23 protein-coding genes are annotated in these 26208 nt (G+C 62.4%); 7 read left to right on the top strand and 16 right to left on the bottom strand.

Annotated features, from left to right (window positions below; all coding sequences use genetic code 11):
- Nucleotides 1-28: 28 nt before the first annotated feature.
- Nucleotides 29-1195 carry an NAD(P)/FAD-dependent oxidoreductase gene (locus ACYQ14_RS02150; protein WP_459884366.1) on the bottom strand — a complete coding sequence of 389 codons (1167 nt, stop codon included), beginning with the start codon at nt 1193-1195 and terminating at the stop codon, nt 29-31.
- A gap of 145 nt (nt 1196-1340) precedes the next feature.
- Between ACYQ14_RS02150 and ACYQ14_RS02145 the strand changes: the two genes are divergently transcribed.
- Nucleotides 1341-2321, top strand: a complete 981-nt coding sequence (locus ACYQ14_RS02145) for an ornithine cyclodeaminase family protein (protein ID WP_459884364.1) — start codon at nt 1341-1343, stop codon at nt 2319-2321.
- Between the two features lie 246 nt (nt 2322-2567).
- Nucleotides 2568-4436 carry a PAS domain-containing sensor histidine kinase gene (locus tag ACYQ14_RS02140; RefSeq protein WP_459884362.1) on the top strand — a complete coding sequence of 623 codons (1869 nt, stop codon included), beginning with the start codon at nt 2568-2570 and terminating at the stop codon, nt 4434-4436.
- Nucleotides 4437-4479: 43 nt separating this feature from the next.
- Here the strand turns inward: ACYQ14_RS02140 and purL are convergent, their stop codons facing one another.
- On the bottom strand, nt 4480-6675 hold the full coding sequence (gene purL / locus ACYQ14_RS02135) for a phosphoribosylformylglycinamidine synthase subunit PurL (protein WP_459884359.1): 2196 nt from the start codon (nt 6673-6675) through the stop codon (nt 4480-4482).
- 186 nt (nt 6676-6861) lie between these two features.
- Here purL and ACYQ14_RS02130 point away from each other — a divergent pair, with 186 nt between their 5' ends.
- Together ACYQ14_RS02130 and ACYQ14_RS02125 are read left to right on the top strand one after the other, a co-directional pair.
- The gene (locus ACYQ14_RS02130; protein WP_459889955.1) at nt 6862-7548 is read left to right on the top strand and encodes a PHP domain-containing protein; all 687 of its coding nucleotides are present in this window, start codon (nt 6862-6864) and stop codon (nt 7546-7548) included.
- Nucleotides 7545-8672: an asparagine synthase C-terminal domain-containing protein gene (locus ACYQ14_RS02125; protein WP_459884356.1), complete on the top strand. Its 1128-nt coding sequence runs from the start codon at nt 7545-7547 to the stop codon at nt 8670-8672. Before ACYQ14_RS02130 ends, ACYQ14_RS02125 begins: the two co-directional genes overlap by 4 nt.
- A gap of 66 nt (nt 8673-8738) precedes the next feature.
- Here ACYQ14_RS02125 and ACYQ14_RS02120 read toward each other — a convergent pair whose 3' ends face one another.
- The 5 genes from ACYQ14_RS02120 to ACYQ14_RS02100 form a co-directional block, all read right to left on the bottom strand.
- Nucleotides 8739-9836, bottom strand: coding sequence for an Mrp/NBP35 family ATP-binding protein (locus tag ACYQ14_RS02120; protein ID WP_459884353.1), 1098 nt, complete (start codon nt 9834-9836; stop codon nt 8739-8741).
- A gap of 164 nt (nt 9837-10000) precedes the next feature.
- The gene (locus tag ACYQ14_RS02115) at nt 10001-10309 is read right to left on the bottom strand and encodes a hypothetical protein (RefSeq protein WP_459884351.1); all 309 of its coding nucleotides are present in this window, start codon (nt 10307-10309) and stop codon (nt 10001-10003) included.
- Complete coding sequence (gene nrfD / locus ACYQ14_RS02110) at nt 10306-11667, bottom strand: NrfD/PsrC family molybdoenzyme membrane anchor subunit (RefSeq protein WP_459884348.1); 1362 nt, start codon at nt 11665-11667, stop codon at nt 10306-10308. The genes ACYQ14_RS02115 and nrfD overlap by 4 nt, the downstream gene beginning before the upstream one ends.
- Nucleotides 11664-13121, bottom strand: a complete 1458-nt coding sequence (locus ACYQ14_RS02105) for a 4Fe-4S ferredoxin N-terminal domain-containing protein (RefSeq protein ID WP_459884346.1) — start codon at nt 13119-13121, stop codon at nt 11664-11666. Before ACYQ14_RS02105 ends, nrfD begins: the two co-directional genes overlap by 4 nt.
- A gap of 258 nt (nt 13122-13379) precedes the next feature.
- Nucleotides 13380-14054, bottom strand: a complete 675-nt coding sequence (locus ACYQ14_RS02100) for a helix-turn-helix domain-containing protein (protein ID WP_459889953.1) — start codon at nt 14052-14054, stop codon at nt 13380-13382.
- A gap of 169 nt (nt 14055-14223) precedes the next feature.
- Here ACYQ14_RS02100 and ACYQ14_RS02095 point away from each other — a divergent pair, with 169 nt between their 5' ends.
- Nucleotides 14224-14757, top strand: coding sequence for a cob(I)yrinic acid a,c-diamide adenosyltransferase (locus ACYQ14_RS02095; protein WP_459884344.1), 534 nt, complete (start codon nt 14224-14226; stop codon nt 14755-14757).
- Between the two features lie 43 nt (nt 14758-14800).
- Here the strand turns inward: ACYQ14_RS02095 and ACYQ14_RS02090 are convergent, their stop codons facing one another.
- On the bottom strand, nt 14801-15082 hold the full coding sequence (locus ACYQ14_RS02090) for a hypothetical protein (protein ID WP_459884341.1): 282 nt from the start codon (nt 15080-15082) through the stop codon (nt 14801-14803).
- A gap of 278 nt (nt 15083-15360) precedes the next feature.
- Between ACYQ14_RS02090 and gatC the strand changes: the two genes are divergently transcribed.
- A complete protein-coding gene (gene gatC / locus ACYQ14_RS02085) occupies nt 15361-15639 on the top strand; it encodes an Asp-tRNA(Asn)/Glu-tRNA(Gln) amidotransferase subunit GatC (RefSeq protein WP_283837390.1) in 279 nt (92 codons plus the stop codon).
- Nucleotides 15640-15641: 2 nt separating this feature from the next.
- On the top strand, nt 15642-16940 hold the full coding sequence (gene gatA, locus ACYQ14_RS02080; RefSeq protein WP_459884337.1) for an Asp-tRNA(Asn)/Glu-tRNA(Gln) amidotransferase subunit GatA: 1299 nt from the start codon (nt 15642-15644) through the stop codon (nt 16938-16940).
- A gap of 125 nt (nt 16941-17065) precedes the next feature.
- Here the strand turns inward: gatA and ACYQ14_RS02075 are convergent, their stop codons facing one another.
- The 8 genes from ACYQ14_RS02075 to ACYQ14_RS02040 all read right to left on the bottom strand — a co-directional run bounded on the left by ACYQ14_RS02075 (nt 17066) and on the right by ACYQ14_RS02040 (nt 26195).
- Nucleotides 17066-17416, bottom strand: a complete 351-nt coding sequence (locus ACYQ14_RS02075; protein WP_283837386.1) for a helix-turn-helix transcriptional regulator — start codon at nt 17414-17416, stop codon at nt 17066-17068.
- Nucleotides 17417-17491: 75 nt separating this feature from the next.
- Nucleotides 17492-18247 (bottom strand): NRDE family protein, encoded by a 756-nt coding sequence (locus tag ACYQ14_RS02070; RefSeq protein ID WP_459884334.1) that lies wholly within the window; start codon nt 18245-18247, stop codon nt 17492-17494.
- Between the two features lie 54 nt (nt 18248-18301).
- On the bottom strand, nt 18302-19876 hold the full coding sequence (locus ACYQ14_RS02065) for a class I adenylate-forming enzyme family protein (protein WP_459884332.1): 1575 nt from the start codon (nt 19874-19876) through the stop codon (nt 18302-18304).
- Nucleotides 19876-20919 carry a mandelate racemase/muconate lactonizing enzyme family protein gene (locus ACYQ14_RS02060; RefSeq protein WP_459884330.1) on the bottom strand — a complete coding sequence of 348 codons (1044 nt, stop codon included), beginning with the start codon at nt 20917-20919 and terminating at the stop codon, nt 19876-19878. Before ACYQ14_RS02060 ends, ACYQ14_RS02065 begins: the two co-directional genes overlap by 1 nt.
- A complete protein-coding gene (locus tag ACYQ14_RS02055; protein WP_459884328.1) occupies nt 20916-21854 on the bottom strand; it encodes a 1,4-dihydroxy-2-naphthoate polyprenyltransferase in 939 nt (312 codons plus the stop codon). Before ACYQ14_RS02055 ends, ACYQ14_RS02060 begins: the two co-directional genes overlap by 4 nt.
- Before the next feature lie 148 nt (nt 21855-22002).
- Nucleotides 22003-22941: a 1,4-dihydroxy-2-naphthoyl-CoA synthase gene (locus ACYQ14_RS02050; protein WP_283837380.1), complete on the bottom strand. Its 939-nt coding sequence runs from the start codon at nt 22939-22941 to the stop codon at nt 22003-22005.
- A gap of 66 nt (nt 22942-23007) precedes the next feature.
- Nucleotides 23008-24861, bottom strand: coding sequence for a 2-succinyl-5-enolpyruvyl-6-hydroxy-3-cyclohexene-1-carboxylic-acid synthase (gene menD / locus ACYQ14_RS02045; protein WP_459884326.1), 1854 nt, complete (start codon nt 24859-24861; stop codon nt 23008-23010).
- On the bottom strand, nt 24858-26195 hold the full coding sequence (locus ACYQ14_RS02040) for an isochorismate synthase (protein WP_459884324.1): 1338 nt from the start codon (nt 26193-26195) through the stop codon (nt 24858-24860). The genes menD and ACYQ14_RS02040 overlap by 4 nt, the downstream gene beginning before the upstream one ends.
- Nucleotides 26196-26208 lie beyond the last annotated feature (13 nt).

Here is a 26208-nt window from a genome sequence, read left to right as displayed (position 1 = left end):
CGTATACTCGACACGGTTTCCGACACAGTCAAACGACGTTTCGCTCGATTCGTCTGTCGCCCGTCTCGAACCGCTCGCTCGAGAGCGCCGAGCCGTCCACAAGCGACGGTTCGCCGTCGAAAATCAGTTCGGCGACGAGTTTCCCCGTCGCCGGCGCGTGTTGAAACCCGTGTCCCGAAAACCCGCCGGCAGTGACGAAGCCGGGGACCGTCTCCTCGACGATCGCGTGATCGTCCGGCGTGACAGCATAGAGACCCGCCCAGCCGCGTTTGACGCGAGTCTCCGGACCGAAACAGGTCGTCCAGCCCGAGATCGTCTCGAGCGCGTTCGCGATCCACTCGAAATCCGCCGATTTGCAGTACGAATCGGGGTTCGCTCGAGCGTCGTCGCAAGTAGCGACCTCGGCTCCGTGGCCGCCGATGAGCGCGTCGCCGTCCCGTTCCGGGCGATAGTAGGTTCCGGACTCGAGATCGATGGTAAACGGAACGTCCGCCGGAACCGCCTTCTCGGGCGAGACGATGGCGATCTGTCGTCGCTTTGGCACGATCGGCAACTCGAGTCCGGCCATCGATGCGACGCGACCCGCCCAGGGACCGGCGGCATTAACGACGAAATCGGCCTCGAGGCGTCCGTCCTCGGTTTCGACTCCGACCACGCTGTCTCCGTCCGCGTCCGTGAGAATATCGATGACAGCGGTGTTCGTTCGGATCTCTACACCTGCATCCGCGCACGCTGTCGCGTACCCCTGCGATGCGAGGTGCGGGTCCGCGAACCCGTCTCCCGGTGAGTACGTTCCCCCGACGAACGAATCCGCGTCGACGTGTGAATTGTACCGAGCGATGTCCGGCGCCTCGAGAAATTCGCTGGGGACGCCTCGGTCGGTTTGCAATCGAACCCCGTCTTCGAGCGCCTCCGCTCTCGCTTCGCTTCTGGCGAGAAAGAGGTAGCCCGCTCGCCGGTAGCCGATATCGACGCCGAAGCGCTCTTCGAACGATTCCCAGACGTCGACGCTCTCGAGCGAGAGGTCGATATTGACGGGCGTAGAGAACTGGGAGCGGATCCCGCCTGCGCTCCGCGCAGTGCTTGCGCTCCCGAGGGACCTTTTTTCACAGACGGTGACGTCGCCACCGCGGGAGGCGAGCGCGTACGCACTCGAGAGGCCGACGATACCGCCGCCGATAACGACCACCTTCATGCGTTACCAATGGACACACATACCGATAAGGATTCGGTGGTTCCGAGGGGCGGCATTCCCTCGGTATTCCGACTTGTCGTTTCACTGGTTCGAGTGTGTCACCTGTCTGACGTACACTGAAGTAGTAGCCATCCGTGGTTCGGGTATGGTCCGTATTTTATCCGATTCGGACATCGCCTCCCTCCTCGAACTCGAGGACGTTTTGTCCGTCGTCGCTGGCGCTTTCGAGCGCCAGCGCGAGGGTGCCGTCGAGCGACCTGAACGTCCCCACTATCCGATCGGAACGGGGATCGATACCGACACACCCGACGAGCCGACTGGAACCGGCCTCTGCATGCCAGCGTATATTCACGGCTCTCCGTACGCCACCACGAAACTCGTCACCGTCTGTCCCGAGAACGCAGAGCGCGAACTACCGACGGTCAACGCACAGGTTTCGCTCGTCGACGTCGAAACCGGCCAGCCCATCGCCTATCTCGCCGGGACGAAAATAACGAGCGCTCGAACGGGCTGTATCGGTGGTCTCGCCGCGAGAGAACTCGCCCCGGACGAGCCGATCGATCTCGGCGTGATCGGGGCTGGCACCCAGGCTCGCTGGCAAACTCGTGCGATCGACGCCGCCACCGAACTCGAGTCGATCCGCGTCTACTCGCCGAGCGACTCGAGAAAGCAGTGTGCAACCGACCTCGAGGACGAACTTGGCGTTCCTGCAGAACCGGTCTCGAACCCTCGAGACGCCGTCGACGGGGCGACCGTCGTCGTCACGACAACGACGAGCACGGAGCCCGTATTCCCAGGCGAGACACTGAGTCCAGGAGCGCTCGTCATCGCAGTCGGCGCGTACTCGCCGGAAATGCGCGAACTCGACGACGAAACGATCGCTCGAGCGGATCGAATTTTCGCGGACGTTCCCGAAGAGGCCATAGAAACCGGTGATCTCTCGGGCCACGCGGAACTCGAAGTCATCGAGTTCGGCGACGTGCTGGCGGGAGACAGTGGCCGCGAGGAGGCCGACGAAATACTCGTTTTCTCGAGTGTCGGGTCTGCCGTCCTGGATGCAGCGACTGCGGAATACGTCTACGAACGTGGCGTCGATAAAGACGTCGGGACGGTCGTTTCGTTGTGAACTCCCTCGAGTCACTCCGACGGGGAGCCACTCGAGAGAACGCTGTTTCGATGGTGACCGACAGGATCGTCTCACGTGTCCGCGAACTGTCGAGTGATTCCATCGACGGCCACGACACTCAAATACCGTCTCTACGTAGCAATGATAGACATTTACAGCCGATGACAGACCTGCAATCTGGCGTGCACTTGAGCATTCGAGCGAGAGAGACCGGCAGGTCGTCTCAATTCTCGTCGGTGATCTATCGTGGCCAGTAGGTCGATTCCGCCGGTCGATCGGGTGACGGACGCGTTTTTCGCGCTCGATTCGGGATATCGGTTTACGTACATCAACGAGCGGGCCCAGGCGCTCCTCAAACGCTCTCGCGGAGAGCTAATCGGCCGAGTGATGTGGGACGAGTTCCCTCGCACGATCGAGACGCAGTTTCCTGACGGGTTCTACCGCTCGATGGACGAACAGATCCCCGTCTCGTTCGAGGTCTATCACACGCGACTAGAAACCTGGTTCGAGGCACGCGCGTATCCCTCCGAAGACGGGCTCTCCGTCTTTATGCGGGATATCACCGAGCGAAAGGATCGGGAGACGAAACTCGCCCAGAACGCCGCCGTCGTCGAATCCATTCGAGACGGTGTCGTCGTCCTCGACAACGGAAATCACATCGTCTCCGTCAACAAAGCTATCGAAGGAAACTTCGGAATCGAACGCTCGGAGCTCCTCGGCGAACACGTCGAGTCGCTCCCGCAGTTAGTGTCGATCGAGGACGAAGACACCCTCGAGATCGGGCGGGCGATCGACGATGTCTCCGTCGGTGCCGCGCAGTTTCGGGAACTCGAGATCCCGTTTACCGACCGCTACGGAAACGATCGGATCTGTGAACTTCGACTGGTCCCGATCGAAGACGAACGGGCGAACATTGCGGGGATTATCCGCGACGTGACCAAACAGCGAACTCACGAGCAGGTTATCGAGTCGCTCCACGAACTCACCCGATGGTTGTTCCAGTCCGACGACCCTGACGAGATCTGTTCGATCGCGGTCCACGCCGGAAGCGACCTCCTCGAGTTGCCGATCAGTGGCGTCTGGTTGCTCGATGACACCCACGGCTATCTCGATCCGGTCGCCGGCACGGCCAAAGCACACGACGAATTCGGCGGCCTTCCTCGCTTTCGCCCGGGCGAGGGACTCGTCTGGGACGTCTATGAATCCGGCGAGACGGAGTACTACAAGGATCTAACCGAGGTCGACGAACTGTACAACCCATCGACACCGATTCGATCGGAGATCATCGCTCCGATCGGCACGCACGGCGTCCTCATGACCGGCTCCTTTGAGCCCAACCAGTTCGACCCGACCGACCTAGATCTCGTCTCGACGCTCGTCGAAAACACGAACGTTGCACTCGATCGCGCCGAGCAGGATCGGCTCCTCCGGAAGCGAACGGACCAACTCGAGCAACAAACCGAACGGTTAGAAGCCGTCGCCGACGTGCTCTCGAACGATCTCAAGGACCAGATCGAGACGATTTCCAACGCTCTCGATATCGAGAGCGATTCGGCTTCGGAGATGACGCTTCCGGCTTCAGACGAATCGGTCGAGACGACGCTCGGACGAGCCGAACAGTTGGTCGACGACGTTCGCGAGTTCGCTCGCAACTCTCGGAGCGTCCGAGCCCGTTCCCGAGTCGACCTCGAAACCGCCGTTGAGACTGCCGCGTCACAATCGAAGTTCAAGCAATCGGACATCCGCCTCGAGAACGGTGCGACGCTCAGGGTCGACGAAGATCGGTTTACTCGACTCCTCGAGACCGTTTTCGACGACGTTGCTGCCCGTCGGTCAACCGGCGCCACCGTGAAACTAGGGACGATCGGTGTCGGTGACCCGTCCGAACCAACACGTGGGTTTTTCGTCACAGACACTGCTTCGGACGAGGCATTCGATGGACACGGTCAGTTGTTGGATCCACCCATCGGCGAAGAGCTAGCCAGTACTGGGCTCGGGCTGGTCCTGGCTCGCGTGATCGCGGAAGCACACGATTGGACGGTCACCGTCGAAACGACTGAGAACGGCGGAACCAGAATCGAGTTCCGAGACATTACGACCCTCGAAGAAGCATAATAGACAGCATTTCCTACCGGAGTGTTGCTCCGAACTCTTCTCGCTACTCGAGTTCGCGTTCGATCGTCCGTCGAAGAGCTCGAATCTCAGCCGCGTCAGTTTCGAGCGTTTTGTCTGCAATTTCTATCGTCAGCGTTCCGTCGTCAGTAGGGGAACCCAGCGAGACGACCGAGATTCCGTCGGGGAACGCATCACGAACCGTATCGGGGTCGGTCGTCTGAACGAGCGCCCGTCCCGGCTGTTCGTGGAACAGTGCGCCCGCAACATCGTCGCTCGAGAGAGAGACTTCGAGTCCGACATCCGGTGAAACCATTTCCGCAAGGGACACGGCGAGTCCACCGTGGCTCACGTCGTGGACGGCCCGGGTCGCATCGTCGTCGGCGACCGCGGCGAGCGCTTCGACGAACGAATCCGGTGCGTCGGGTAGTTCCGGGAATCGATCACTTCCCGAGAACTGGGCGAGATACTCGGAGCCACCGAGCCGGTAGCCGTCGGCATCGTTCCCGAGGTCGCCGACAAGCATCAGTTCGCCGTCGGACTCCGCCGCGAGCGGCGGGGCCTCATAGCCCGCCTTCGTTCCGACCACTGCGAGCGTCGGCGTCGGCGGAATCGGTCCGGCGGCCGAATCGTTGTACAGCGAGACGTTGCCGCCGACGACGGGAACGGAAAGCGTCGAGCACATCTCCGCGAGCCCGTCGACGATTCGGTTGAAACCGCCGTAGACCTCGGGTTTCTCCGGGTTCCCGCCGTTGAGGCAGTCGACCGCCGCCAACGGTGTCGCGCCCTTGGCCGCGAGGTTCGTCGCGTTCTCGAGTGCGATCGCTTTCGCGCCCTCGAGCGGATCCGCACTGGTCCAGTTCGGCGCGGCACCCGAGGAGATCGCGAGGCCAGTTTCGCACTCCCTGATGGCAATGACCGCAGCGTCGTCTCCCGGCGGCACGCTCGTTCGAGCGCCGACCTCGTGGTCGTACTGCTGGTAGACCCATCGTTTCGAGGCCGTGCTCGGGCTCGAGAGGACCGCTTCGAAGGCCTCCTCGAGATCGGTTTCCGGTCGGTCGACCGTCGGTTCCGGCGGTTTCTCGACCGGGAGATCGTTCATCGGCGCACCTTCACCGAGGAAGTACGCGTCGACATCGACGACGGTCTCGCCGTTAAAGCTACAACTGTAATTTCCGTCCGTGACCTCGCCGATCACCGAACACCCCAGGTCGAACCGTTCGGCGATTTCGCGAACACGGTCGACGTTGTCGGGTTCGACCTCGTAACACATCCGCTCCTGGGACTCCGCGAGCAGGATCTCGAGGGCGTTCATGTTCGGCTCTCGCTGGTGGACGCGCTCGAGTTCGATGATCGCGCCGAGACCGCCCTTCGCGACGAGTTCGCTCGAGGCACCGCCGAGTCCGGCGGCCCCCAAATCGCGTGCGGACTCGATCAGGGTTTCGTCGACGAGGACCTCATTAGCCTCGATGAGGAGTTTTTCAGCGTACGGATCACCGACCTGAACGGCGGGCCTGTCTTCGGTTTCGGCGTCTTCGGCGAGGTCTTCGCTCGCGAAACTCGCGCCACCGAGGCCGTCACGACCGGTCCCGTTGCCGATGAGCACGAGCTTGTTTCCCGGCTCCTGTGCCTCGGCGGTGACGAGTCGATCTTCGTTCGTCAGGCCGACACAGGCGACGTTGACAAGCGGGTTCCCCTCGTAATTGGGGTGGAAATCGACGCTGCCGCCGACGGTCGGAACGCCGATACAGTTGCCGTAGTGGCTGATTCCCTCGACGACGCCCTCAAAGAGATACTGGGAGTGCTCGCGGTCGAATTCGCCAAAGTATAGCGAATCCGCGAGGGCGATTGGATAGGCACCCATCGATAGCGTGTCGCGGACGATACCGCCGACGCCCGTCGCCGCGCCGTCGAACGGATCGACGTAGGACGGGTGGTTGTGGCTCTCGATACCCATCGTGATGTAGACCGACTCGTCGGCTCCGGTCTCGGCCTCCGCGTTTGCTCCGGTTGTCGGCTCACCAGCGTCACTGTTCGACGGGAGTTCGACGACCGCCGCGTCGTCTCCCGGCCCGATAACGACCTGTTCTCCCTCGCTTTCGAACGCGGAGAGAAGGGGTCTCGAGGAGCGATACGCACAGTGTTCGCTCCAGAGGTTCTCGAACAGCGCCGCCTCGGCCGGGGTGGGATCACGGCCCAGTTCCTCGACGACGAGTTCACGGTCCGAATCGGCAAGACTCATTCATCCCCATGTTGAAAGCGGGCCGGTAAATGGATTTCTATGTGCACGTCCGTGTATACTCTATCCGGTAGATGGCGATCACAGCCGCGAGCCAAGGAACGGAACAATGGCAAACAGAGTCAAAGGCTCGTCCGGCAGCGCCAGCGTACCGAGGTGCTTTTGATCAATCGGCCTAAAGATCGGGCCGTGCTGTCGGTCGAACTTCATACTCACTCATCGCTGTCGTACGACGGCCGGGACCCGGTCGAGCTCATCTTAGAGCAGGCCGCCGCGGTCGGTCTCGATGCGATCGCGATCACAGACCACGACGAAATCGATGCGAGCCTCGAGGCCGCCAAACGAGCGCCGGAGTACGGCTTGGTCGGCATTCCCGGCATCGAAATCTCGAGCAAGGCCGGACACATCCTCGGGCTCGGTATCGACGAAGCCGTACCGCCAGGACTCTCCTACGAATCGACGCTCGAAGCGATCCGGTCCCAGGGAGGCCTCGCCGTGGTCCCCCACCCGTTTCAAGAATCACGCCACGGGGTTATGGCTCGTATCACTCGAGAGGAACTCGCCGAAGCCGACGCGATCGAGGTCTACAACTCTCGACTTCTTACCGGCCGTGCGAATCGGCAGGCCGAACGGTTCGCCGAATCTCACGGGTTGCCCATGACCGCCGGAAGCGACGCTCACATCAGCGAGATGGTCGGGCAGGCCGTGACCCGAGTCGACACTGAAGAGCGCGCCGTCGATCCCGTCCTGACGGCGATCGGCGAGGGACGGACCTCCGTCGAAGGCAAGCGAACTCCCTGGCACATTAGCTTCCGTCAGGCCGCGGGTGGCGTGGCTCGTCGAGTTCGAAAGGGCGTCGGGGAGCTGTTCCAATGACGCTTCGCGGAGCCGACCCGACGACCGTTCGAACCGCCCTCGAAGAACGCGATCCGCTTCCCGGGACGGCGGGCTTTGCCGGGACTGTCGACGGCAGGCTCGTCCGAGATGTTCTCGGACGCGTTCCGCTGTTTATCGAAGGGGATTCCACAATCGATCGCTCCGATAGCGGCGACCGAACGGCTGATCGGTTCGAGACGTGGGCGTTCGACCCGACCGAACTGAACGCACCGGAGTTGTTCCCCGCCGGTTCCGTGTTAAGGCCGAACGAAACGGGACTCCCCGAACAGGTCTGGTCGCTTCCCGAGCCGACTCCGTACACCGACCACGCCACCGCCCTCGAGAAACTCTCGACGGCAACCGAAACTGCCACCTCGACCATCGGAACCGAAAACACCGCCGTCGCGTTCTCGGGCGGCGTCGACTCCGCGTTAGTCGCGGAGCTACTCGACGCCCCGCTGTACGTCGTCGGCTTCCCCGACAGTCACGACGTCGAAGCCGCACGTACCGCGGCGGACGCGATGGGACGCGAACTCACCGTCGTCGAACTCGAGCCGGCCGATCTAGAGCGGGCCGTTCCCGAAGTCGCGCGGGCGACCGGTCGAACGAACGCGATGGACGTCCAGATCGCGCTGGGGCTGTATCTCGTCGGCGAACGGGTCGCCGAGGACGGGTTCGACCGACTCGCCGTCGGGCAGGGTGCCGACGAACTGTTCGGCGGCTACGAGAAGGTGGTTCGTCTGGATCACCGCGTCGACGCCGAAACCGTCCGCGGAGCGGTTCGCGAAAGCATCGCGACGCTTCCGAGTCAGTTGCCCCGCGATATCTGTACGATCCGGGCGGCGGGCGTCGAACCCGTCGCGCCGCTCCTTCACGACGCCGTCGTCGACGCGGCGCTTCGACTTCCGGACGACCTGCTCGCCGACAAAAACACGAGGAAGAAGGGACTCAGATCCGTTGCAACCGACTACCTTCCCAGAGAGGTCGCCTATCGGGACAAAAAGGCCGTTCAGTACGGCAGTCTGATCGCTCGAGAACTCGATCGGCTCGCGAGGCAAGCCGGGTACAAACGCCGGATCGACGATCACGTCTCGAAGTATATCGACTCGCTACTCGAGGAATAGACGCGGTAAGCGGCGAATCCTTTCACACAACGAACCCGCAATTCGAAAACGACGGTCGAGTCGCTCCTAGTTGTCCGTTTCGGTTGGAATTGCGTTCCGGGCCTGTTCGCCTCTGTGGTCGGCGACTTGCTGTCTGTTGATTTCACCGATTCGGTCCGCGGCGTTTGCGACGAGTTCGTCGACAGCATCGTAAACATCGCTTTCCGTATCCTTCGCGACGGTTCCCGTGCCGCCATCGGCACCGAAATCGGGATGCATCGGAATTCTGTTGAGGATCGGAATGTCGAAATCGTCGACGATCTTCTCGACGCCCTCGCCCTGATCACCGAATAGTTCGTGTTCGTCGTCACAGCTCGGGCAGATAAACGAGCTCATGTTTTCGACGACGCCGACGATCGGCGTGTCGTGTTTCTGGAACATGTTGATTCCCTTTCGCGTGTCATCGAGCGCCATCTCCTGTGGCGTCGTGACGATGATCGATCCGTCGACCGGCATCGATTGCAGGAGGTTCAACGACGCGTCACCGGTTCCCGGCGGCAGATCGACGATGAGGTAGTCGAGTCGACCCCACTCGACGCCCTCGAGGAACTTCATCATGAACTTGTTGACCATCGGTCCCCGGAGAATCGCCGGATCGTCGTCGTCTTCCATCATGAATCCCATACTCATGACGCGAACGCCGTCGGATCGCGGCGGGACGAGGTTTTCGTCCGGCGACACTCCCGGTTCGCTCTCGACCGGCAGAATTCGTGGAATGTTCGGGCCGTGAATGTCTGCGTCGAGAAGGCCGACCATCGCTCCGCGTGCCTCGAGACCGGCGGCGATGTTGGCGGCGACCGTCGTCTTGCCGACGCCTCCTTTCCCCGAGGAAACGGCGATAACGTTTCGCACTCGAGGAAGGACTTCGTCGTCGAATCCCATCTCGCCACTGACGTTGGCCTGGAGGCTCGCCTCGAGCCCGTTTTCGGCGAGTACTTCGCGAATCTCCGTCCCGATCTCCATTTCGGCTGGTGAGTACGGGGCGTTGAACGCGAGCGAGATGTTCGCCGTTCCGTCCTCGATCGAGAGGCTATTAATCAGACCGAGCGAGACGATGTCGTCGCCGATCATCGGATCCTCGATGCTCTCGAGTTCGATTTTGAGTTCGTGTTCTGTGATACTCATGGTGCGTCGAGATGCTCTACACGAAAGGTAGGGGTGGAACGGGATACGTGTGATGGTTTGGGGCTCGAAAATTCAGCTAGCGGGTACGGACAACGGCGAACAGCGACGAATCGCGCAAATCTGTTATCGTTAGTGCAAAAAGAGAGAAACAGTACTCGGCGGAATTACGGCCCGACGGAAGTGAACGGCTCCGGCACCCCTCCGTAGAATACAACGCTGATGATCAGGGTGAGGATTAACATCCCGATCCACATCTGGGCCGTGATGCCAACGAGATAGGAGACGCCAAGCAGGCCCGAATTCGTTCCTCGAGGCTTGCCGACGAACCACGCTGCGATCATGACGTACACCGGAACGAGGACCACGCCGAAGATAAGGAAGGTACCGATGTTGGGGAAACCGGTTATTCCTTCGGTGCCCTCGTAGCCGTGATAGAGGACGTGCGAGAGGCCGTTTGAGAGTGCGGCAATCATGCTTCAACCTCCTGTTTGCTCGCACTTTCGTCTGCCGGTTCGTGACCGTGATCTTCGCGAAGGTGTTCGATCGCGTGGAGTTCGACCACGGGAACGACCTTGGCCAGGACGAGGAAGAACAGCACTACCATGCCGACCGTCCCGACCAGTGAGAGCCACTCGATCAAACTCGGGAAGTACACCCCAGGAGTAGCCGCGTAGATTTCGAACGTCGGGTGCAGGAAGCCCTCGACGACGAAGAGGATCTTCTCCATCAGGGTCGCAAGAAGCACCGTCACTCCGGCTGCCATCGCACGAGTTCGCGTGAACAGCGACGGCCGAATGGTCTGTGCGAAGATGTAGACCAGCGTCCCGAAGACCATCCCCATCGAGAGGAGATAGATCGGGTGGAACAGCGTCGCTTCCTGTGCGACGGCCGTGTCCAGCGGTGCGGCGAACATACCGACGACGTTCTGCTGGAGCTGGAGCCAGAGGAACAGCAGGCTGAAGAAACCGAGCCACAGCAGGAGGCCGCGGAAGACGTCGTCAGTGATGATGTGATCCCAGTCGTAAGCGTACCGGAAGGCCGCAGAGATGAGGATCACGCCACTGATCGCCGAAGTCAGCGCGATCGTGAGGAACTGCGGACCCTGCACGGCGCTGAACCAGGCGGGCATGCCCGGGAGGACGGCGAACAGCCACGGAATAACGCCGCCGTGAAGCAACAGCGGCGCCATGATGATGATCGCGAGTGCGAGCCACCAGACCATCCGCTCGATGATCTTGTCCTCGCTCTCGGAGTATCCGAGTGTCAGCACGTTATAGATCGGATCAAAGTGATCCGGTAACTGATCGCGGAGTCGGGTCACGTCGTATCGGATCGTCAGTGCGAGGTAGGTCGCGGTCAGCACGAAATAGGCCGTGATGACCGTCACGTCCCACACCAGCGGCGAGTTGTGTACGGTGATGTGGTAGTGACCGATAACGCTCGTGACCATGCGGTCCGGTCGGCCCATGTGAACGAGAATGTAGAATCCTGCGGCCGAGAGACCGGCGAGCGTCAGCATCTCTGCGAGGCGGGCAACCGGCATGTATCGGTCCATGCCGAGCAGTCGAACGGCGGCGGAAAGGATAATGCCGCCGTGGGCGATCCCGACCCACCAGATGAACGCGCCGATGTACAGTCCCCAGGTGACGCCGCCACCGCTACCCCAGTCCGAGAGGTTGGTGACGACCAATCCCTGCTGGAGCTGGTAGGCCCAGCCCACGAGGAACGCCGCAAACGCCAACAACGCCGCGCCGAAGAGGATGTAGTAGTTCTTCGACGTGTTGCGAATCGGTCGGAGGATGTCGTCCTCGTTTGGCGTCTTGGTGCTCATATCGGCATCCTCTCGGAGATGTAATCGAGGTCGACAGTTCCTTCGTCGGTAACGTCCTTTCGAACGTCGGCGAGGACCTGATCCTCACCATTGTCGGCTCGCTCGTAGTCCATCTGCTCGTAATCGACCGGTCCTTCGGTCTGCTCTGCGTTCGGACCTGGTTCGTTACCGACGTAGACGACGTTCGGGTTCGTGCCGATATCCTCGAGCAGCTTGAACGTCGAGGCGTGCGAGCCTTCTTCGCCCTGAATGATCCGTTCCGCTTCGGTCTCGGTCATTCCGTCATCGTCATCATCTTCGGCGGGTTCGTCCTCGCCGTCGAGGATTCTAACGGCTTCGAGCAAGTCTTCCTCAGCATCGTCCAGATCGTCTTCCTCGAGTTCGTCGTAGTCGAGTCCCTCTTCGGGTGCGAAGTTGTCACCGGCTAGTTCGGACTTCGCACGCGTCAGTGCGACGTTATCGAGATACTGCTGGGGAGCGCTTTCGGAATCGTTCATGTCGCCGAACTGAATCGCGTCCGGCGGGCAAGCAGTTTCACAAGCAGTCGTTCCGATCATTTCTTCGCCCTGCTGACCGTCCTGATGGGACGGGCACATCGTACACTTGCTCATGACGCCGCGGGGCGCACGACTATCGACAGGGCGTCCGCGCTCATCGTAGACGTGGTCGTCATCGATTGCTTCGGCGGCTACATCGGGTTCGCCCCACTGGAAGTAGTTGACGCCGTACGGACAGGCAACCTGACAGTATCGACAGCCGATACAGACTTCGTAGTCCGTCAGGACGAGTCCGTCTGATTCACGCGTGTGTCGGGCCGTCGTCGGACAGACCTTCTCACACGGCGCGTCCGAACAGTGCTGGCACGGACGGACGAGTCGCTGGCGTCCGGAGTTCAGATCCTCTTCGGGATCCTCGTAGTCTAGGACGTACATCCAGTTCACGCCGGCGTCGAGCTGATTTTCTTCGGCACAGGCTTGAACACAGGAAAGACAACCGTCACACTGCTCGAGGTCGATGACCATCCCCCACTGGGTTCCGTCGTTGTCATCGTCGTCTTCCTGCGCGGCGGCGTCGACGCTTGGTTCGTCGTCGCCGAAGGTCGCCGCGGCACCGAGTCCGAGGAAGGCGGCCCCCGCACCCATCTTCTTCATCATTTCGCGACGATCCATATCCTCGTCGCCTTCGAACGCCTCGAGTGCGTTGGAAGCGTTCGCTTCCATCTCCTCTAAGGCTTGCTCGGTCGGCCGGTCGTCCTGGCCGAACTCCTCCATCATATCCTCGTGATACTGTTCGTGGAACTCGGCCTCGGAGAGTTCGCCCTTGGTGACTCGCATGGCGTCTTCGGCCATCTGCATCCCGAGGTCGGTATCGTACTCGGTATCATCGAGCATTGCTTCGAGATCGTCCTCCCACTCCTGTCCGAGCGGGTGGAACGACTCGTCGTCTGCGCTCATCGGGTTAGAACACCTCCGATGTGGCTGTTGGATACACGTGCATCATACATGTCCGCACGCCATCATTTTCGTTCATTAGTGGAACCTCTATACCGTTTTCACCACTAGATCTGTTTCAAGTGTCGAGTCGATTTCCAGCGCTCGAGAATTGATGCGAATATATTCGCTAGTTTATAAGGAAATGGGTTGAAATTGCCGGGAGTTCTATTGTTGCACTCCGAACAACGATTACCGTTACCGAACCGGCTCAACCGGGAATCACGTCGAGGCAATTGGCTCGTTCGTGTCCGCGAATTCGTCAACGTGTGAAACGTTCTCGACGAACCGTTTGATAACCGCTTCCTCCGCTCGATGAAGGGTTTCGCTGCACGTTGATTTTGCGATGTCGAGATGATCGGCGAGTTCGGTCAACGAACACCGCCGCGGCGTATCATAGTACCCCTCGTCGACTGCCGCGACGACGACCTCGAGTTGCCGTTCCGAAAGCAACTGGCGCTCGTGAGGGTCCTCGCGAACGGTTTCGATCCGGTACTGAATGCCGAATCGCTCGAGTTGGCTGGCGAGATTCGCGAGTCGCTGACGGGTTCCCGTCACCTCGATCGTCGCCATTCCGTTCTGAATCTCGACCGGAAGCTCGATCGGCATGCCCGACTCCCGCGAGGAAAAGAGGAGCAGCGGATCGGTGGTTTCGAAGTGGACCGTCACCTTCCCCTCGCCGCGCTGGATCGTCGAAAGTTCCGTTATCTGTTCGTGCCCGGTCATCGCTTCGACGACGCCCGGAACGTCGGGTCCGGCGATCTCTACGAGGGCGAATCCGGATTCGGAATCGGGGACAGCGGCGAGGACGCGAAACGTCGAATCAGGGTGTGCGGTCGACACCTGCTGAATCCATACCTGCTCCGGCATCGTTATCGCGAGTGTTGCCTGTGCCATGATACCCGTTCTCGTCGAGACGTTGCTGTCCCGACTACCAATATGTTCGCCCCGTTGCAACCAACTGGGAATGATCGAAAGCTCGAGTTGTAAGGAGCCATAGACTGTGAGTCCGATACCCTCCTTGCCACCGCCATCATTATGCGAGCAGGTCGTGAACGTCTCTGGCATGGACATCTATACCGGCCGCGGAGACGACGGACAGACGGATCTCCGGACGATGGAAAGGGTGTCGAAGGCGAGCCACCGGATCGAAGCCTACGGCACGGTCGACGAACTAAACGCCGTCATCGGAACGACTCGGCCGACCGATTACGACGACCTCGAGACGAAACTCCGGGAGATTCAAAACCACCTCCACGTCGTGCAGGCCGATTTCGCGAACCCGGAACCGGACGACGACGACCCCCAGATCGAACCCGAACACGTCGACCTCCTCGAGGGGTGGATCGACGAGTACGACGAGGAACTCGAGCCCCTGACGTCGTTTATCCTTCCGAGCGGCGGGGATCTCGGAAGCGGGCTTCACTACGCGCGGACGATCTGTCGGCGAGCGGAACGACGCGCCGTCGCACTGGCCGGCGAAGAGGAGATCAACGAGGTCGCGGTCACGTACCTCAATCGGCTCTCCGACGCCCTGTTCGTGTTCGGTCGCGTCGCAAACGCTCGAGACGGCGTCGCCGAAGAAAGTCCGACCTACTGAGGTTTGCGTCGAACCGACCTATCGAGGGACGCCCCGAATCGACTTATCGCGATCCGTCCACTATCCGGGACTGATCCGTCAACCGGAGTCGCCGCCGAATCGACGGCTCGTCGCCGAAAGTCGCCGACGGAACGGTAGTCCACTCCTGAAGGCAGTCGGCGGAGCAAAACCGCAAGTCGATCGATTCTTCCGACGCTTCGCTCGGTTCGGCGGACGCTTCGCTTGAGGTCGGTTCCAAGTCAGTCGCAGGATTTGATTCGGTCGCCGGATGAGTTTTGAGCGTGTACGCGATTTCGTCGTTCGCTCCGCAATTGTCACAGTTCATACCAGTCGGCTCGAGTTGAACATGCTTGAGTATGCGACGGTTTCTCTATCTTATTCTCGGGTAATATCGAATTATGAGCGCTCAAGGCACGTCGCGATGACAGCGTAACGGCTATCGGAAAAGCGAGTCACGGGTCTGCTGATACTGTCTGCTGTAACTATAGAAAGATTCTCGCACCCCCGAGGCGACGAGAATCTTGAACGACTTACAGCCGACAGCATGAACCGCCCGTCGATCGTATCGAAACGCTTACTCCCGACAGGCCGGTGCGATTGTATATGAGCGACGACGCCGTTACTCCGGAGGACGTCCGCCACGTCGCGTCGCTGGCCCGGGTCGATCTCGAGGACGACGAGATCGAACAGTTCACCGGCCAGTTCGCGGATATCCTCGAGTACTTCGAGACGTTAGACGAGGTTCCAGCGGTGGACCAGGACGCAGAGCTCACGAACGTCATGGAACCCGACGAGGTTCGTGACTCACTCGACAGCGAATCGGCACTCGAGAACGCCCCCGAAACCGAGGACGGCTACTTCAAAGGGCCGAACGTCTCCTGATCATGTCCGAGAATATCTTCATCACCGACGAGACGATAGCGGGCGACGACGACGGGCCACTGGCCGGCAAAACCGTCGCCGTCAAGGACAACATTTCGACCGAAGGCGTCCGGACCACCTGCGGGTCGAAAATGCTCGAGGAGTACGTCCCGCCCTACGACGCGACGGTCGTCTCCCGGCTCAAGGACGCCGGTGCAACCATCGTCGGAAAGACGAACATGGACGAGTTCGGGATGGGAACGACGACCGAGACCTCCTTTTTCGGATCGACTGACAACCCCGCCGCACCGGGACACGTCCCCGGCGGTTCGTCGGGAGGTTCAGCCGCGGCCGTCGCCGCCGACGAGGCCGACCTCGCGCTGGGATCCGACACCGGCGGTTCGATCCGCTGTCCGGCCGCCTTCTGTGGCGTCGTCGGCATCAAGCCGACCTACGGACTGGTCTCGCGGTACGGACTGGTCGCCTACGGGAACAGCTTAGAACAGATCGGCCCCTTCGGCTCGAGCGTCGAGGAGGCCGCCTCCCTACTCGACGTTATCGCGGGTCCGGACGAACGAGATGCGACCACCCGCGAGCCGCCAGTGGGGACAGAGAACGACACCGACGGAAAATCGTACGCGTCTGCCGCCGATGGGGACGTCGACGGCCTGACTATCGGCGTTCCAACGGAGCTGCTCGAGGGAGCGGACGAGGGCGTCGTCGAGACGTTCTGGGACGCGATCGACGAACTCGAGGCCCAAGGGGCGACCTACGAGGAAGTCAGCCTCCCGTCGGTCGAACATGCCGTCGAAGCGTACTACGTGATCGCGATGTCGGAAGCCTCCTCGAACCTGGCGCGGTTCGACGGCGTCCGGTACGGTCACGCCGCCGGCGAGAAGGGGGAAAACGACAACTGGAACGAGGCGTTCTCGCAGGCTCGAAAGGAAGGGTTCGGCGACGAGGTCAAGCGCCGCATCCTGCTCGGCACGTACGCGCTCTCGGCCGGTTACCACGACAAGTACTACAAAAAGGCACAGGACGCCAGAGCGTGGGTCAAACAGGACTTCGACGAGGCGCTTTCGGAAGCCGACGTGCTCGCCTCGCCGACGATGCCGGTTCCGCCGTTCGAACTCGGCGAGAGCCTCGAGGACCCGCTGACGATGTACCTCGCCGACGCCAACACCGTGCCGGTAAACCTCGCTAACCTGCCAGCGATTTCGGTTCCTGCGGGCGAGACCGACGGGCTCCCAGTCGGCGTCCAACTCGTCGGGCCCGCCTTCGGCGAACGGGAGATTATTCGGGCCGGTAGCGCACTCGAGTAAGCGGGAAAGCGATCACGTTAGGGAACGACTGGGAAGAACGAGCCTCAGCGAGAGACGGCATCGGAAGAATTGGCGGCGTGCTCGGAGATCGACGACGACTGGAAGTGATCGCGAAAGAGCGTTACTCAGTCCTGATACGCGAGGTTCATGATCCACTGCGAGAACGCGTCGCTGTTGGGATCGACCTCTTCCTCGCCGATGAACGGCGAGAGCATATCGCCGGCCATCAGGAGCGTAAAGTCCAGATCTCGAGCGGTCGGCGTGATGTAGTAGGTGTTGTGTCCGTTGTACACCGTATCTTCGCGGTCGACGAGTTCCTTCTCGACGAGCGACTCGACGATTCGGCTCCCCTTTCGCGAAGAGACATCGAGTTCCTTCCAGAAGTCGCTCTGGTGGATGCCCCCGGAGTTGCGGACGAGTTCGAGACCCGCTCGTTCATCCGCGGAGAGTTCGGCTTCGGCGGTCGAGAGACTCACGGTGCCCACCTCGCGAGCGTACTCGTGGCTACGGACGGATGTGCGCGCATACCACAAAGACAGTGGGCAAGGCGCTTAAATGTGGCCTTCGAGGTCGCCGACCGAGGACAGTTCCTCGTAGGCGGTTCGACACGGCGGACCGTCCGCGAACTCGTAGGTCGTCGTTTCGCCGAGTGCGATCAGCGAGGACGACCGCGTTCCGAATCCGTCCCGGTGGATACAGACGCCGTACTCGTGGTCGCCCAGAACGTCACCCGCCCGCTCGAGCCACTCGTCTGCGAGTTCGCCAGGATCCACCTCGAGCTCCTCCCGAACCGCTCGGGCGTTACTCGCCTGCACTCGAGCCAGTTCCGGGCGAACTGACGGAATCGCCACCGCGTCGTCGACGGCGACGTTGACCACGACGTGGACTCCCGGATCGAACTCGAGGCGGTCCAGTTCGCCGTCCCACGTGTAACAGTAGGCCCGCTCCGCGTCGGCGACGGTGAGATTGAACCCGCTGTACTCGTGCTTGTCGGTCACCGTCTCGATCGTCCGAGCCGCTTCGACCGCCGACTCGGCTTCGAGAACGTCGCCGACCAGCAATCCTCGAGAGCGATCACCGGCCAGATCCGCGTCGGTCCAGCGGTTCGTGATTCCCGCGAAGACGCCGTGCTCGTTGTACCCGATCCAGGTCCCACCGGCTTCCGTATCCCGCGGCGCGACCACCAGCGGCTCCTCGTGATAGATGTTGGGGAGCGTCGACGGACGCTCGAGGGCCTCGTCCCTGTTAGCCGCGACGGCGACGGGCGCGTCGTCGAAAACCTGCCAGGCGAGGGTCAGAGTGCACACGAGCGACACGTAGGACCCTGGCGTATATATGCTATCGCCCGATCGTCGCACTCCTCACTCGAGCGCCGCCGCATCGATCCCGTCGTCCCCGAGGAGATCCCGGACAGCGTCTCGGTCCACGGTACCAGATGACGTCCGCGGAAGCGAATCGGTAAAACCGATCGTTTTCGGCTGCTTGAACCGCGCCAGTCGGCCATCACAGAACCCGAGTAGGTCGCCTGCGGACACGTTCTCCGCAAAGCCGGACGGGACGACCAGCGCCCCGACGCGCTCGCCCCACTCCGGATCCGACAGGCCGACGACTGCGGTTTCCTCGACCGCAGAATAGGCACGAATGACGTCGGCGACTTCGCCGGGATCGACGTTCTCGCCGCCCGTCACGATTCGGTCGCTCCGCCGGTTCAGCACCCACAGTCGGCCGTCCCGATCGCGGTAGCCGATATCACCCGTGTGCAGTCCGTGTTCGTCGAACGCCTTTGCGGTGTGCTCGTCCTCGAGATAGCCCGGCGTCACCGTCGGTCCCGAAACGACGATTTCCCCCGTTTCCCCGCGCGATACTGGCTCGCCGTCCTCGTCGGCGATAGTGACATCGGTCACAGCGAGCGGCTGGCCGACGGTTCCGTCGTGCGCCCGCGATTGTTCGGGAGTCGCCGTCGATATCTGTGAAGCCGTTTCGGTCATTCCGTAGGTCGGAAAAGCGGGCACGTCGGCTTCTCGCGCCCGCTCGAGTAGCTCGCTCGAGGCCGGCGCGCCGCCAAGCAGAACGAATCGGAGCGAATCGGGCTCGCTCCAGCCTGCCTCGAGCAGTCGCTTGAACATCGTCGGAACGAGCGAGACGCCGCTGATATCGTATTCATCAACTGCTCGAGCGGTCGCTTCCGGCTCGAATTCACGCTGGATGACGAGCGACGTCCCGTAGAGCACAGACCGGACCGCAGGGGCGAGTCCGCCCATATGATACATCGGAAGACAGCAGAGCCAGCGATCCGTCGGAAGAACGCCAAGCCGAAACGCAGACGCAGTCGCGCTCGAGACGAGGTTTCCGACTGTCAGTCGAACTCCCTTTGGTTCGCCGGACGTTCCAGAGGTAAAGAGGATCAGAAACGGATCGTCTCGATCCAGAACGGTCGGTTCGGGAGCCGTCGTGGCCTCGCCCGAGTCCGCCGGAAGCGGTCGAACGCGAACGGACTTCGAGCCCGAATCGGTCGGCTCGTCGACGGAGAAAACCGGTCTGGCCGTGCTCGAGACGGCCAGGAGTTCCGTCTCTCGCTCGCAGATGACGGCCTCGAGATCTGTTCGCTCAATCTTCGATTCTATCTCGGTCGCCGTCTCGCGGACGTTCAGGGGGACGAGAACGCACCTGGTTCGCATCGCGGCGAAGACGAGACTCGCGAACGCAGGGCGAGTCTCCATCAGGACGCCGACTCGGGGCGGCCCGTCACTATTGCTGGTAGCCTGAGCCTTGATAATCGACTCGAGAGCGTTTGAGACGCGGTCCACGCGGCAATCGAACTCGCGGTAGCTCCACCGGCGGTCGGTCTCGGTGTCGATTACCGCAGTTTTCTCGGGCGTCGTCTCGCGCCGATGAGTCAGCAGATCCGCAGTCGGCCAGTCGACGGACTCGCGCATTACTCGGACCAGAGGCCCGAAACCCCAAGACCCTTCGCCTGCGGAACGACCGCCGAACCGCTTTCGAACAGGACGGGATCGGGCCCCAGATCCTCGGCGAGTAACTCACCCGTCGCGAGTCCGCAGGCGGGGAGGTCCGGGATCGCCGCCGCGAGATGGACGGCACCCGTTCGGGCGACGACGGCGTCGATGGTCGTGGTCACTATGGGCGTGACCTCGAGTTCGCGAAGCCACGCGGAGATTTGCTGGGCGATATCCAGCCCACCGAGCGCCATGGGTTTCAGAACGATCGCATCCGCCGCACCTGCCTCGCAGATCGCGTCGACGCCGTGCTCGAGCAGTCCCTCGTCCAGGCCGATGCCGACGCCTCGGCCGCGCAACGCCACGTGGCCCTCCAGTGCACCCGCCGGGAGGGGCTGTTCAAGGATCGAGACGCCGTAGTCGGCGAACCCCTCGATCGCGGATTCGGCCTCCTCGATGGTCCACGCCCCGTTCGCGTCAGCTCGAAGCTCGACCTCCGGACCGGCCGCCGCTCGAGCCTGCCGAACGCGTTCGATATCCGTTTCGACGGGACGAACGCCGACTTTCAGCTTACAGCAGTCGAATCCTCGCGAAACGGCCGTCTCGACCGCCTCGGCGGTCTCCCCCGGCGTTCCGTCGCTGATCGTCGCGTTGACCGGAACCCGGCCGACGAGCGCGTCCCCGCCGAGGTACTGGTACAGCGGCGTCGCGTCGCGAGCGGAGCGCAGATCGGCGACCGCAAGCGTCACACCGTGGCGGGCCGCCACGTGGTCGTCGACGGTGTCGATCGCTCGGCTTGTTCCTTCCGTAGAAAGCACCGCTCTCGCCTGTTCGAGCCCACGTTCGCACGCCTCGAGCGATTCCGTCCACCCAGGGAGAGGCGTCGCCTCCCCGTAGCCGACGGCGTCGCCATCGGTCAGTTTCACGAGAAAGCCTTCGCGCTGTTCGATTCGTCCGTGAGCGGTCTCGAGTGGCGACTCGAGCGGGAGCGAGAAGCGCCGGAACGAAAGCGTCGGCGTCATCCGAGTATCAACCCCGCGGCAAGGAGTATCGAGACGATCGTGAGCAGTTTCCCCGTGTCCTCGAGCGCGGGATTGAGGGCGTCTCCGTCGGTTCGGTTCAACATCGTTTGTGTGATCATCGCGGCGTAGGGAATCGACAGAAGCGGTAACAGGATGGCAGGTCCGAAGCCGTCACCGAGCCAGAACCAGATTGGGACCGCGTAGGCGAGGACGAGAAGCGCGATGAACTCGACGCGACTCCACCCGTAGCCGAGCCGAACCGCGAGCGTGTGTTTGCCCGTTTCGCGGTCGGTCTCTCTGTCCCGAACGTTGTTGACGACGAGAATCGCAGTCGAAACTGCGGCGACCGGTAAGCTCGCGACGAACGCCGTCATCGTGACCGTTCCGTCCGGAACCGACGTCGTCAACGGGTCTGCGTAGACCGAAGCGGCCTGGACGTAAAACGTCCCCATCACGGCGACGACGCCGAAGAAGACGAAGACGAACAGGTCGCCCAGTCCGTGATAGCCGAGCGGGTAGGGGCCGCCAGTGTAGGCCCACCCGCAGAAGACGCTCACGAGCCCGATCACGAGAATCGGGACGCCACCGACGTATACCAGATACGTTCCGACGAGGATCGCGAGTCCGAACGTAACGATCGTTGCGAGTTTGACCTGTCCGGGCTCGATGAGCCCGGATTGGGTCACTCGAGTGAACCCGTCGCGATCATCGGTGTCTGCTCCTTTCTTGGCGTCGTAGTAGTCGTTCGCGAAGTTCGTCCCGACCTGAATCAGCGCCGCCCCCACGAACGCCATCAGCGCCGGCAGTGGGGCGAATACTCCCGCGGAGACAGCGAGTCCGACGCCCACGATAACCGGTGCTGCGGCCGCCGGCAACGTCTGTGGCCGAGCGGCCATCACCCAGGCTTTCGTCCGCGAAACCGTTGCCGTACTCATTACTCGAGTGTCCCACTTCAGGGAGTGTCAACGTTGGCATTGCGGTTGAACAGTTGGCTCGATTCGATTATCTGGCGCTCGAGCGGATGTCGATCGTTCGGAACGCCTCGAGTAGTGCAAGCGTGCCCACAACTGGTTCGCGAGAACCCTAGTACTGCCAGGGGTACTCCGAAAAGTCCGGCTCTCGCCCCTCGACAAACGCGTCCCGCCCTTCCTTTGCCTCGTCGGTCATGTATCCGAGCCGCGTCGCTTCGCCGGCGAAGACCTGCTGGCCGACCATGCCGTCGTCGGTCATGTTGAACGCGTACTTGAGCATCCGCATCGCCGTCGGGCTCTTCGAATTGATCCGTTGGCCCCACTCGAGGGCCGTCTCCTCGAGGTCCTCGTGGGGAACGACTTCGTTGACCATCCCCATCTCTTCGGCCTCCTCGGCGGAGTAGGTTTTCCCGAGGAAGAACACTTCTCGAGCTTTCTTCTGGCCGATCTGTTTCGCGAGATACGCGGAGCCGAAGCCGGCGTCGTAGCTCGCCACGTCGGGATCCGTCTGGAGAAACTTCGCGTGTTCCTCGCTCGCGAGCGTGAGGTCACAGACGACGTGGAGCGAGTGGCCGCCGCCGACGGCCCAGCCGGGAACCACGCAGACGACGACCTTCGGGATAGTGCGGATGAGTCGCTGGACCTCGAGAATGTGCAGTCGGCCCTGTTCAGACGCTCGCGCTCGCGGGCTCTGCCCGCTCGCGTTATCAGAGGCGTGTTGCGCCTCACTCACCTCGTCGTCCTCGTACTGGTAGCCGTCTTCACCGCGAACAGTCTGATCGCCGCCGGAACAGAACGCCCAGCCGCCGTCTTCGGGCGAGGGGCCGTTCCCCGTCAACAGAATACAGCCGACATCGGTCTGGCGTTTGGCGTGCTCGAGCGCGTCGTACAGCTCGTCCACGGTGCCCGGTCGAAACGCGTTGCGTACTGCGGGGCGATCGAACGCGATCCGAACGGTTCCCGAGTCGACCGCTCGGTGGTAGGTGAGATCGCGAAAGTCGAATTCCTCGATCGGTTCCCACCGCTCCGGGTCGAAGTGTTCTGAAACCATGTCCAAAACTGGGCCCTTGGCGGTGAAATAGGTTCGGCTCGCGGTTCCGCCCCCTCGTTTGCCACGCTACAGACTGGACCGAACTCGGTCCGCGAGCGCTTCTCTACGCCGGTGGCTCGCTTCGGCGTCGAACTCGACGTGCAACACCTGTGTTCCCTCGCGACGGGTCGACGCTCGGTATCGTTCGGGAAACGCCGCGGGGTCGACGGTCTCGAACTCGAGGTCGTAGAACTCGGCCAGCGAGTCGAACTCGAGGCCGTGTGGCGTCTTGAACTGGCCGGTAAACGGCGGGTCGAACGCCTCGATCGGGAGCATGTGGAAGATGCCGCCGCCGTCGTTGTCGAGCACGACGATGGTCGCGTCGACGTCGCAGCGGTCGACGGCGAGCAACCCGTTCGAATCGTGGTAAAACGCCAGATCGCCGGTGACCAGCACGAGCGGGTCGTCCGTCGCGCTGCCGACGCCGAGTGCCGTGCTGGTGATACCGTCGATACCGCTCGCACCGCGATTCGCGAGCACCGTCAACTCCGCCGGCCGCGGCCTGCCGAATCGATCCGCGTCCCGGATCGGCATACTGTTCGACACGAAAATCGACGCCGGATCCGGGGCCTCGGAAAAGACGGTCGAGAGGATCGAACCCTCGAGCGGTTCGGGATCGGCCTCTTCGTCATTGCTGTCACCGTCTCGGCCATCACCGTCGATTATCGTTCGACCGTGAACCCGCCAGTGTTCCCGTTCGGCCCGTTCGAATCGTTCAGTCCAGCTTACTGGGGTGTCTTCCGTCCTCTTTGCAGTGTTTTCTCTCCCTTGAGTTCCCTCGAGTTCGTTCAGCACGCCGTCGACGACCGCCGCCGGGTCCGCGCCGATCAGATCGGTTGCGGTGAACGTGGCTTCGCGCCACTCGGCGGCCGGGTCGACGAGAAACTGTCGAGCGGCGCTCTCGGCCAGGTACTGGCGAAGCGGTTTCGATGTCGGCGACGCACCGAACCGGAGGACGACGTCCGCCGCTGGCAGTTCCGAAACGTACGTGTCGTACCCCCCGAAAATCAGCGGGGCGTCGGGTGATTCCTCGAGATGAGAGCCGAATCGGCACCCCGAAAGCGGGTCCGCGAGCACCGGCGCGTCGGCCGCTCGAGCGAGCCGTCGAACTGATTCGGGGTCGACACCCAGAGAATCGGTACTCGAGTGGCCAACGGGGTCCACCGGCCCGGCGACGATCAGCGGCCGCCGCGCAGTCTCGAGTTCTCGAGCGACGATTCGACGGTCCTCGACTGACGGTTCGAGCCGCCCCTGCGTCGTCTCGACGGACGGCCCGTCTCGACCGCTTCCGGCCGCCGTTTCCTCGAAGTCCGCCGGAACCGCCCCCGACACCTCGGTCGGCTCGAGCGGTTTCTGGAACGGACAGTTGAGGTGAACCGGTCCCGCCGGCGTCCCGGTCGTCTTCGCGAGCGCTCGAGCCGCCGTCGTTCGCAGCGAACGCACGCGTCGACGCTGGGCTCTGGGCTCGGGGAGTTCGGCGTACCACCGAACCGAATCGCCGTAGAGCTTGACCTGGTCCACCGTCTGGTTCGCGCCGCTGTCGCGCAGTTCCGGGGGACGGTCGGCCGTGAGGGCGAGCAACGGCACTCGAGCCTGATTCGCTTCGATAACGGCCGGGTGAAAGTTCGCGGCCGCCGTGCCGGATGTACAGACGAGCGCGGTCGGCTCACCCGTCCGTCGGCTCCGTCCGAGCGCGAAAAACGCCGCGGAGCGTTCGTCCAGGTGCGAAAAGACTTCGATACCGGCGTGTTGTGCGAACGCGACCGTAAGCGGCGTCGAACGGCTTCCCGGTGCGATACAGACCGCCTCGAGTCCCCCCGCTGCCAGCTCCTCGACGAGAAGGCGGGCCCACAGCGTCGCCTCGTTCGGTGCGTTCGTCATTGGAGTTCGTCGAGAATCGGCCTGAACTTGAGCTGGACCTCGTCCCACTCTTCGGCCGGGTCGCTGTCCTCGACGATGCCGTTGCCCGCAAAGAGTGTCACCGAACGATCGGTGGCGACTGCGGACCGAATCCCGACTGCGAACTCGCCGTCGCCGCTCCCGTCGAACCAGCCGATCGGGGCCGCGTACCAGCCGCGATCGAACTCCTCGGTTGACTGAATCGTCTCCCACGCGTTCGTCGGCGGCACGCCACCCATTGCTGGCGTCGGGTGGAGCGCCTCGACGATCTCGAGGACGTGACAGTCTTCCTCGAGCGTTGCTGTGATCGGTGTTTGGAGGTGCTGTATCGTCGCCAGTTGTCGAACCGTTTGCTCGGAAACGGTCACGGAGTCAGCCAGCGGGTCGAGCTGATCCCGAATCGCCTCGACGACGAGCCCGTGTTCTCGCTGTACCTTCCCGCTCTCTCGTAACGTCGTCGCGAATTCGCTATCGGATTCGAGGCTATCACCCCGTGGAACCGACCCGGCGAGCGCCTCCGTTTCGACCGTCCGGCCGCGTTTGGAGACGAGTCGCTCGGGCGGTGCGCCGAAAAACGTCCCGCCCGTTTCGTGGCCGACCAAAAACCGATAGCAGTTCGGGTACTTTCGCCGCAATCGCTCGAGGGTTGCCGGAACGTCGACATCGCCGTCAAGCGTCGCCGTCAGCGACTGCGCGAGGACGACTTTGGTGAGTTCGTCCCGTTCGATGCGTTCGAGGGCGGTTTCGACCTGTTCGGTCCACTCGTCCGATGTCGTCGACCTGCTGGTCCCGTCGACACCGGGGCCGCTACCGCTCGGGCGCATCGAAGGCAACTCTTCGAGGCGCTGTCTCCACCGCTCGAGGCGGTCGGTCGCTTCGTCTTCGTCCGTCGCGGTCGCCGTGAGCCAGACGCCGCCATCCCTTCGCGTGGCCTGAACCGCGGGAAGGACGAACGAAGCCGCCTCGAATCCGTCCCACGATCCGTCCGGCTCGTGACCGTCGTGAAACGCCACGCCGCCGAACGCCCGCGGTCGAGCGACTGCCGGACCGTCGTACTCGAGCCGATCGAACGTTCGTCTCGCCTCGGACCGAAGCGCGTCGAATCTTCCCGGTCCGTTCGCCCGAAATCGCGTCGCAACGCCGGTCCCAGCGATTTCGAGTCCGTCGGGGGTCGCCCACTGGATGCGTGGCTCGTCGTTGCTGTCGACTACGGCCCCGAAGGAGACGCCCTCGAGTTCGCAACTGCAACTGTGATACTCGGGGACGTCTCGTGCGAGCGTTCCTGCCACCTCCCGTCCACCCGACGGTCGCTCCATCGACCATTCCTCG

It is taken from the genome of Halostagnicola bangensis, from assembly GCF_054653435.1.
The sequence above is the reverse complement of the archived record's forward strand: the minus strand, read 5'-3'. Positions and strand labels throughout refer to the sequence as shown.

Coding starts and splice junctions, on each gene's coding strand:
- gatA (WP_459884337.1), top strand. CDS start 15,642: ATGTCCGAGAATATCTTCATCACCGACGAGACGATAGCGGGCGACGAC.
- gatC (WP_283837390.1), top strand. CDS start 15,361: ATGAGCGACGACGCCGTTACTCCGGAGGACGTCCGCCACGTCGCGTCG.
- ACYQ14_RS02150 (WP_459884366.1), bottom strand. CDS start 1,195: ATGAAGGTGGTCGTTATCGGCGGCGGTATCGTCGGCCTCTCGAGTGCG.
- ACYQ14_RS02040 (WP_459884324.1), bottom strand. CDS start 26,195: ATGGAGCGACCGTCGGGTGGACGGGAGGTGGCAGGAACGCTCGCACGA.
- nrfD (WP_459884348.1), bottom strand. CDS start 11,667: ATGAGCACCAAGACGCCAAACGAGGACGACATCCTCCGACCGATTCGC.
- ACYQ14_RS02095 (WP_459884344.1), top strand. CDS start 14,224: ATGGACATCTATACCGGCCGCGGAGACGACGGACAGACGGATCTCCGG.
- ACYQ14_RS02065 (WP_459884332.1), bottom strand. CDS start 19,876: ATGCGCGAGTCCGTCGACTGGCCGACTGCGGATCTGCTGACTCATCGG.
- ACYQ14_RS02125 (WP_459884356.1), top strand. CDS start 7,545: ATGACGCTTCGCGGAGCCGACCCGACGACCGTTCGAACCGCCCTCGAA.
- menD (WP_459884326.1), bottom strand. CDS start 24,861: ATGACGAACGCACCGAACGAGGCGACGCTGTGGGCCCGCCTTCTCGTC.
- ACYQ14_RS02115 (WP_459884351.1), bottom strand. CDS start 10,309: ATGATTGCCGCACTCTCAAACGGCCTCTCGCACGTCCTCTATCACGGC.
- ACYQ14_RS02100 (WP_459889953.1), bottom strand. CDS start 14,054: ATGGCACAGGCAACACTCGCGATAACGATGCCGGAGCAGGTATGGATT.
- ACYQ14_RS02120 (WP_459884353.1), bottom strand. CDS start 9,836: ATGAGTATCACAGAACACGAACTCAAAATCGAACTCGAGAGCATCGAG.
- ACYQ14_RS02050 (WP_283837380.1), bottom strand. CDS start 22,941: ATGGTTTCAGAACACTTCGACCCGGAGCGGTGGGAACCGATCGAGGAA.
- ACYQ14_RS02060 (WP_459884330.1), bottom strand. CDS start 20,919: ATGACGCCGACGCTTTCGTTCCGGCGCTTCTCGCTCCCGCTCGAGTCG.
- ACYQ14_RS02090 (WP_459884341.1), bottom strand. CDS start 15,082: ATGAACTGTGACAATTGCGGAGCGAACGACGAAATCGCGTACACGCTC.
- ACYQ14_RS02055 (WP_459884328.1), bottom strand. CDS start 21,854: ATGAGTACGGCAACGGTTTCGCGGACGAAAGCCTGGGTGATGGCCGCT.
- ACYQ14_RS02145 (WP_459884364.1), top strand. CDS start 1,341: ATGGTCCGTATTTTATCCGATTCGGACATCGCCTCCCTCCTCGAACTC.
- ACYQ14_RS02105 (WP_459884346.1), bottom strand. CDS start 13,121: ATGAGCGCAGACGACGAGTCGTTCCACCCGCTCGGACAGGAGTGGGAG.
- purL (WP_459884359.1), bottom strand. CDS start 6,675: ATGAGTCTTGCCGATTCGGACCGTGAACTCGTCGTCGAGGAACTGGGC.